Below are 7929 nucleotides of genomic sequence, written 5' to 3' on the forward strand. Positions count from 1 at the left end.
TGGTTTGGCGATGCACAGCCACAACAACATGGCTGTATTTAACTCCGGAAAGGATCAGACAATGCAGATGGCCCCGTCCTCAACGCAGGATATGGACAGCATTCCGGTCATAGATATCTCGCCTTTCATCCATCGGACCGCCGGCAGCGATGCCGTGGTCAAGGCGATCGAGGCGGCCTGCCGCGAAACCGGCTTCTTCCTGATCACCGGACATGGTGTGTCCACGGAGGCAACCGCGCGGCTTTACAATCTTGCCCGCGATTTCTTCGACGAACCGCAGGAGTGGAAAAAGCAACAAGGCCGGGGAACTTCGCTAAAGGGGGGCGTCGCCTTCTCCCCCATCGCGGATGAGGCACTGAGCGCCACGCTTGGGATCAAGACGCCGGGTGACTACAAGGAAAGCCTGAATTTCGGGCCGCGCCTTCCGGGTGACGTCTGGCCCACGGTTCCACAAGGATTACAGGCCGCATTCAGCGCCTATTTTGCCGAGATGGAGGCGCTCGCTGGACATCTGCGGCGCGCATTCTGCCAGGCGATCGGGCTTGCGCCGGATTATTTCGAGCCGGCCTTTGCCGACCACCTTTCGGCACTCCGCGTCATCAACTATCCGGAACAACAGGAAAGCCCACTGCCCGGCCAGTTACGTGCGGGCGTCCATACCGATTACGGCTTCATGACCATTCTGCGCTCGGAGGCATCGCCGGGAGGGCTTCAGGTCCGCAGGCGCGATGGCGAATGGCTGGATGCGCCAAACGTCGAAGGCGCCTATGTCGTGAATATCGCCGATGCCTTCATGCGCTGGACCAATGACGAATGGCTCTCGACGCCGCATCGGGTTGCCAATCCACCCGGCGACTTCAAGGGAACGACACGGCGTCAGTCCATTCCCTTCTTTGTCAATCCGTCGAAAGAGACGCTCATCGAATGCCTGCCGCCCTTTGCGGCAAAGGCGCCGGCAAAATACACGCCGATTACCTACGGAGACTATATCGCGCTGAAGACAAGCCAGGCCTTCAGCAAGTCCTGAGCGCAAGAAGCGAAACATCGCCTAGCGCGCAGCAGCGACCGAAACATAACCATGACAAGGGGAACCGAAATGATGAACATGAACAGGCGGCAGCTTCTTGCCGGAATGGGCGGCCTTGCCGCAGCAAGCGTGATCAGCCTTCCTGCGCGCGCGCAAAGCAAGACACTCGTGGTGCCGACGCTCGGGGGTGCCTGGGAACAATTCTGGCGCTCGACGCTGGCACCCGCATTCACGGCAAAGAGCGGTGCCGCGGTGACACTCGATGCCGGCAACGGCCGTGTCTGGAGCGCCAACCTGCGGGCGGCGGGCGCTGAAAACCCGCCCTATTCTATCCTGATGACCAACGAGGCCTTCGCCTCCAGCCTGCGCAAGGAAGGCTTCTTCGAGAAGCTCGATCTGACGAAGCTGTCGAACTACAACGATCTCTACCCTCTTGCGAAGAAGACGGATGGCTGGGGTGCCGTGGCCATGGTCTCGCCGATCGGCATCGCCTACCGAACCGATATGGTCAAAACCCCGCCGAAGGGATGGAAGGATCTCTGGGAAAACCCGGAGTTCAAGGGTCGCATTGGCCTCTACAACTTCGCCAATACGGCCGGCAAGATGGAGCTGATGCTGGCATCGAAAATCTTCGGCAAGGATCAATACGACATCGATGCCGGCTTCAAGGCGCTGGAAAAGCTAGGGCCTGTCATACAGGCGGATTTCAATCTGTCGACGGGCCTTGCAGCCGGCGAATTCGTCGTTGCGCCCTTCGACTTCGGCGAGGTGGCGCGCTTGCGATCCCAGGGGCTGCCGATCGATGTCGTCGTTCCCGAAGAGGGCATGCTGATGTTCGACCAGACGCTGAATATCCTTGCCCATGCCCCGGAAAAGGAACTCGCCTACCAATATGCCGACTTCCTGCTTTCTCCGGAGGGGCAGATACCGCTCATGAAGCAGTTCTTCGTCTCCCCCACCAATTCCAAGGTGGTGGTCCCGGCCGACCTGCAAAAGGACGTGCCGATCTCGGGCGAGGCCATGGACAAGATCCTGACATGGGACTGGAACTTCATGAACCAAAAGCAGGCCGAGTTCTCGGAGACCTGGGCAAAGGTCATGCGCTAGGCGCGCCCTGACGATCCCCTCGCTATGTGCCGGCCCGCCTCTAGGCGGTCCGGCCCCTCTCCCGACATGGTGGCATGGACGCGGTCGCCGCCGACAGAATTTGGAAGATCGATCATGACAGAGGTGAGCATCGAAGCGCTGACCAAGCACTATGGAGCATCTCTTGCGGTCAACGGCATCTCCGTGAAAATCGCAAAGGGTGAGTTTATCTCCCTTCTTGGCCCTTCCGGCTGCGGCAAGACAACTACGCTGAAAATGATAGCCGGCTTCGAGGACGCCACATCGGGCGCGATCCGTTTCGATGGGCAGGACGTCGTGCATGTGCCTGCCGAAAAACGCGACATTGGCATGGTCTTCCAAAACTACGCCCTGTTTCCGCATATGACCGTAGCGCAGAACCTGGCGTTCGGACTGGAGATGCGCCGCAGACCGAAGCGCGAAATCGCCGAGCGCACGGCGCGTGTTCTCGACATGGTACAGCTCTCCGGATATGCCGACCGCTATCCGCGCCAGCTTTCCGGCGGACAGCAACAACGCGTCGCCCTTGCTCGAGCGCTGGTGATCGAGCCCCGAATTCTCCTTCTCGACGAGCCGCTAGCCAACCTCGACGCCAAGCTGCGCGAGGAGATGCGCATCTTTATCCGCGATCTTCAGAAGCGTGTTGGCATCACCACTGTTTACGTGACCCACGATCAGGCGGAGGCGATGACCATGTCGGATCGTGTCGTGATCATGTTTGGCGGGCAGATCGCCCAGTATGGCGCGCCGGCCGATATCTACGATCGGCCGGCCAGCCTCGAAGTCGCGCAATTCGTGGGGCAGGTCAACATCCTTTCCGGTCGGCTGCTCTCCACCGACGCCAACGATATCTCGGTCATCGATACAGCACTCGGTACGGTCAGGATCTTCAATGCTCCAAGGTCGCCCGGTGGGGCCGTGACGCTGGTGCTGCGGCCCGAGGCCGTCGAGCTGTTTCCCGAAAGTGCGGGGCAGGCAGGCGTCCCGGCCACCGTCACTGCGAGCTACTATTCGGGCAGCCTGATCGACTATCTGCTGACGCTCGACAGTGGCGACACCATCAATGTCCAGACCTTCCCTCGCAGCCGTTTCTCTCCGGGCGATCGTGTCACCGTCAAGGCCGATGGCGATCGCTTCTGGGCGCTCGGAGCTGCCGCATGAGCCTTCGAGCGAAATCTCTGAAGCCCTTTGCCCTGATCGCCCCAGCTGTTCTGCTGCTCGGTGTCTTCCTGGTATTGCCGTACATCAACATCGTGGTCATGAGCCTGCGCAATCCGGGGAGCGGCACGCCCTATGCGCCCGGCTTCACCCTCTCAAACTATCTCAGGCTCTTTGCCGACAGCTTTTATCTGGAGCAGACCGCAAACACGTTGGTGATCGGCTTCATCACCACCTTTGTCTGCCTTGTCCTCGGCTTCCCCGTCGCCTGGCAGCTTGCGAAGACCCAAATGCGTTTTCGCGGCCTGGCCTATGGCCTCGTGCTCTCACCGCTTCTCGTCGGCATCGTCATCCGCAGCTATGGCTGGACGATCCTACTCGGCAATAACGGCATGATAAACCGCACGCTGATCGGCTTCGGCCTGATCGATCGCCCGCTTGCCCTGATGTATAACTCCCTTGGGATCGTGATCGCGCTGGTGCACGTCTTCCTGCCCTTCATGATCCTGCCGCTCATGAGCGCGCTGCAGGGGATAGACCCTTCAATCGAAGCGGCCGCCCGGTCGCTTGGTGCCGGACGCATCACCGCCTTTCGAAGAATTGTTCTGCCGCTGGCGATGCCCGGCATACAGGCCGGCTGCATACTGGTCTTTGTCCTGTCGCTCAGCGCCTACGTCACTCCGTCCTTGATCGGCGGCCTGCGCGTAAAGACGATGGCCGTCAGCGTGGTCGACGCCCTTATCGATACGTTTCAATGGCCCTTCGGCTCGGCCATGGCACTGATGCTGTCTCTAACCGGGGCTATGGTGGTGATGCTGTTTGCCAGGCTCACCCGCATGAAATGGAAGGCGAACTGATGGCCAGGCACCTCCTCACCGGCTATTGCCTGCTGATCTATGCCTTTCTGTTGCTGCCGATCCTCGTGGTCGTCGGCGCCTCTTTCAATGCTGGCGCCTTCCTGACGTTCCCGCCACAGGGACTTTCATTTCGCTGGTATGTGGTGTTCTTTCACAACGAGGTCTTCCTCAACGCCATCAAGACATCGCTCTGGGTGGCCGCGGTCTCGACAGTGATCTCCTCGATCATCGGCACAATGGCGGCGATCTTCTATGTCCAGCACGCCGGACGCTGGAAGGAAAGCATCCGCCTCGCCATGCTCCTGCCGCTGCTGCTGCCGGAAGTGCTGACGGCCATCTCGCTGTTGTTCTTCGTCTATTCGATCGGCATGGGCACACGGACGATCGCAGCGATGATCATCGGCCATTGCCTCATTACCCTTCCCTTCGTCTTCATCAACGTTTCGGCGGCCATGGAGTCCTACGAACCGTCCTGGAGCCTGGCGGCCAAGAGCCTTGGCGCGGGACCACTGACGCGGTTTCGCCGCATCATGCTGCCGCTGATCAAGCCAGGCGTGATTGGCGGATGCCTGTTCGCCTTCATCATATCCTTCGACACGTTCACGATATCCTTCATGCTGAAGAATGTCGGCACCGCCACGCTTCCAATCCAGCTCTACGATTATCTGCGCACAAACTTCACACCGGAGGCAGCGGCAGTTTCAACGGTATCCATCGTGCTGACCTTGTTCATCGTCGTCCTGTCGGAGAAAGTACTGGGACTGCGCATCCACCGATTCTAGGGCATTTGCTGCTTTTTCACCCTCCGCTTGGCGACGAACGAATTCGCCGCTGACTCAGCGAGGGTCGTGGCAACCTGAAGGCCGGCGCGGTGGCGTTTTCCGTGGTCGATGATTGGTCTCATCTGACACTTTCAGCCTGCGGGATGACGACCATCGTTGACCGGTCACGAACGATCAGCGCCGATCATTCTCCGCTATCGACGAGCTTCCGAGAGGACGGGGACGTAGAGCGGACTGAGGGTTGCTGCAAACGTTGCCGTCAGGTGGTCGGCATCCTTATAGAGCGGCAGACCGTTTCGCACCGCATCGCAACGACCATGGCTACAGAGAGAGGGAAGAGGGTCGATGAGCGCAGCTCCATAACGTGCCGCCAGACGTGTCAGGATCGCGTGCGAAAGCGCCTGCCGCTTCTCGATATAGTCCAACGGCGGCGCGACGTCCGTCGATGTGCCTCGCGTTATCGCCTTGGCGACGGCCTCAGGCATGTACCGCCCCATCTCCGGAACATCCGAGACCAGCACGACCCTCGTTCCCTGCTTGGTCAGCTCCGCCACCAGGCGATCCAGCGTTTCGACGACGGATGCTGATCGGTCGTCCAACGGAGGCGGCACTGACGGGTCGAAGTAAGGCCCCTCGTTCGGCAACTCGGCATCGTGGACATATTTGGGCCAGTAGGCCACCAGGAAAACCAGCGGAATATGTTGTGCCGCAATCAGATCGTGCACTGCTCCATTGAAGTCGCCGCAGAGCCCGGTATCGCCCCGAGGTGTGAGCTGAACACCCGGCAAAGGAGGGCACGACGAATGTCCTGCAAAGAGGCCGGTGATGCCAACCAGTTTCGCAGCCGCATCGATGGCCGGCGCCATCGCGCCGGAATGGGAATCGCCCCAGACGACAAAAGATGGTTTGGCAGAGCCTTCGAAACCGAGCGGACAGAGCTTGCCTGCATAAATATCTGCCACAGAGGGCCCGGATTTATCGGAGTCGGCAAAACACGGCGGTAGGCTGAATCGGCTTTGATCGTACGTGGAAGCGTACACCGTCCGGGCATCCGCGGGTAGCCGATCCGGCACACCGCGATGATGAGCAACATAGTCTCCCAATCCGACTGAAGCGATCAGGACCCCCGCGGCGCTTGCGAACATGGGTATGCGCTTCACAAAGCTGGCGCGTCCACGGAACGGCTGCTCCACGAAACGCCAAGAGATGGTGGCGAGAACGAGCGATGCGATAACGATCAAACTGCCCTGCAGCAGGGAAAGCTGGCGTCCCGCGACCTCCCGGCTGAATACGATGATCGGCCAGTGCCAGAGATAAAGGGAGTAGGAGATCAGCCCCACAAAAACCAATGGTCGGGATTGCAGGAATCTGCCCGCAGGCCCCGTCTCGTCTCGGCCATGGATAATCAAGGCCGCGCCGAGGCAAGGCAGCAGCGCCGCCGGGCCGGGAAACAGCGTCTGGTCGCTGAAGCCGAATATGGCAATGGCTACCAGGAGGATGCCACCCAGGCCCAGCCCTGCCCGCAGCGCCGACTGCTGCGGCACCGGTATTGCATTGAGGGCCAGCAGCGCCCCAAGGAGGAGCTCCCAGGCGCGAAACTGAAGGAGATAGAATGCCTCGGCCTGCGACCGAAATAGCATCCAAGTGCAAGCGACCAACGATACGGCCAGCAAGCCTGTCACGATGAGCCTAGCACGCCGTCGCGCAAATCGGTTGATCAGCAGCAACAGCAAGGGAAACAGGATGTAGAACTGCTCTTCGACAGCAAGAGACCAAGTGTGCAGCAGCGGCTTCATCTGCGCGCCGATGTCGAAATATCCGCTTTCCTTTTCGAACTGGATATTCGAGGTGAACAGGGCGGCCGCCTTCAAACTGCGGGCGAAGTAGACAAATTCGGCTGGCATCAGCAGAAACCAAGCCGCGATCGAGGAAGTGGCCAGGACAGTAAACAATGCCGGGAAAATCCGGCGGATACGGCGCTCATAGAATCGAACGAGACTGAACTCGCCCTTTGCGATCTCGCTGGAAATCAGCGATGCCATCAGGAAACCAGAGATGACGAAAAATACGTCGACGCCGACGAAACCGCCGCCGAAGCCGGGTACGCCCGCGTGGTACAGAACCACCGGAATAATAGCCAGAGCCCGGAGACCATCGACATCCCGGCGATAGTCAAGACCGCTTGACCCATGTCCGTGCGTTGGTGCTAGAGGCAACGAGCGCCGAAGAACAAGATTCAATTTCAACTCTCCAAATGCACCGCGATGCGCACACAGCCGCAACGTGTCTCTTTTAGGCAAATAGTCCCATTGGCTGACGTAAAACTGAAGATTTGAGCTTCGCGGCCTCAAGCTCGGCGTTCTGATCGACCTCGACGTTCAACTGGGTTTAGCCAGGAAAGCAAGATTGCCTCCCTATGGCGCCGACAGGGGCAGGATACGTTCTGGCGCGGACCTTGAACCCTGGCGTCATCGGAGGCCCAAAGTCTAGCTATGGGTGCCGGTCTTTCATTCTGGACCTTAGCCCTGTTGTGTATCACACTCTTTTGGTGCCCGAGGGAGCCTGGAAGGCGATAAAAAGTTGTTGGCTTGGTGCTTCATTGAAATCCGTAATCACAAGCGACAGCGGATATGCCACTGTTATCCTGGTTGTGAGGCAAAAGCGGGGCGGGCATATAACTTCGCTTGGCGGGACCCGTTGCCCTCTAGGTGACCGACTCATAAGATCGGAGCCAAATTCGAATTGAGGCTAGCTGGACGGATGCGAGGAAGTTGTCGTCGCGTTTGTCGTATCGGGTTGCGACTGCTCTGAAGTGTTTGAGTTTGTTGAAGAACCGCTCGACCGCGTTGCGCTGTTTGTAGAGCCATGGGCTGAAGACGGGAATATTGACCCTGTTTGGCATAGGGCGAATACATCCCCATGCGCCACGGGTTTTGAGGTTTTGGCGCAACGCGTCGCTGTCGTAGGCACGATCAGCCAG

Annotated in this window: 7 protein-coding genes; 5 read left to right on the top strand and 2 right to left on the bottom strand. The window is 59.3% G+C overall.

Annotated elements, in window-relative coordinates; genetic code table 11:
• Nucleotides 1-61: 61 nt before the first annotated feature.
• From GA0061101_RS33885 to GA0061101_RS33905, 5 genes are all read left to right on the top strand, one after another.
• Nucleotides 62-1027 carry an isopenicillin N synthase family dioxygenase gene (locus GA0061101_RS33885; RefSeq protein WP_092576747.1) on the top strand — a complete coding sequence of 322 codons (966 nt, stop codon included), beginning with the start codon at nucleotides 62-64 and terminating at the stop codon, nucleotides 1025-1027.
• A 69-nt stretch (nucleotides 1028-1096) separates the two neighbouring features.
• Nucleotides 1097-2134: an ABC transporter substrate-binding protein gene (locus GA0061101_RS33890; RefSeq protein WP_037201347.1), complete on the top strand. Its 1038-nt coding sequence runs from the start codon at nucleotides 1097-1099 to the stop codon at nucleotides 2132-2134.
• Between the two features lie 114 nt (nucleotides 2135-2248).
• Nucleotides 2249-3313: an ABC transporter ATP-binding protein gene (locus GA0061101_RS33895; protein ID WP_037201344.1), complete on the top strand. Its 1065-nt coding sequence runs from the start codon at nucleotides 2249-2251 to the stop codon at nucleotides 3311-3313.
• Complete coding sequence (locus tag GA0061101_RS33900) at nucleotides 3310-4167, top strand: ABC transporter permease (protein ID WP_037201341.1); 858 nt, start codon at nucleotides 3310-3312, stop codon at nucleotides 4165-4167. The genes GA0061101_RS33895 and GA0061101_RS33900 overlap by 4 nt, the downstream gene beginning before the upstream one ends.
• Nucleotides 4167-4949 (top strand): ABC transporter permease, encoded by a 783-nt coding sequence (locus tag GA0061101_RS33905; protein WP_037201338.1) that lies wholly within the window; start codon nucleotides 4167-4169, stop codon nucleotides 4947-4949. Before GA0061101_RS33900 ends, GA0061101_RS33905 begins: the two co-directional genes overlap by 1 nt.
• A 194-nt stretch (nucleotides 4950-5143) precedes the next feature.
• Here GA0061101_RS33905 and GA0061101_RS33910 read toward each other — a convergent pair whose 3' ends face one another.
• Entirely contained in the window at nucleotides 5144-7249 is a 2106-nt protein-coding gene (locus GA0061101_RS33910; protein ID WP_425350042.1) for an acyltransferase family protein, read from the bottom strand.
• A gap of 404 nt (nucleotides 7250-7653) precedes the next feature.
• Nucleotides 7654-7929, bottom strand: a 276-nt coding sequence (locus GA0061101_RS33915) for a transposase (RefSeq protein WP_167669551.1), incomplete at its 5' end; no start/stop codon positions are given.

Origin of the sequence: Martinezella lusitana (assembly GCF_900094565.1) — a bacterium.
In the GTDB taxonomy this organism is placed as follows: domain Bacteria; phylum Pseudomonadota; class Alphaproteobacteria; order Rhizobiales; family Rhizobiaceae; genus Rhizobium; species Rhizobium lusitanum.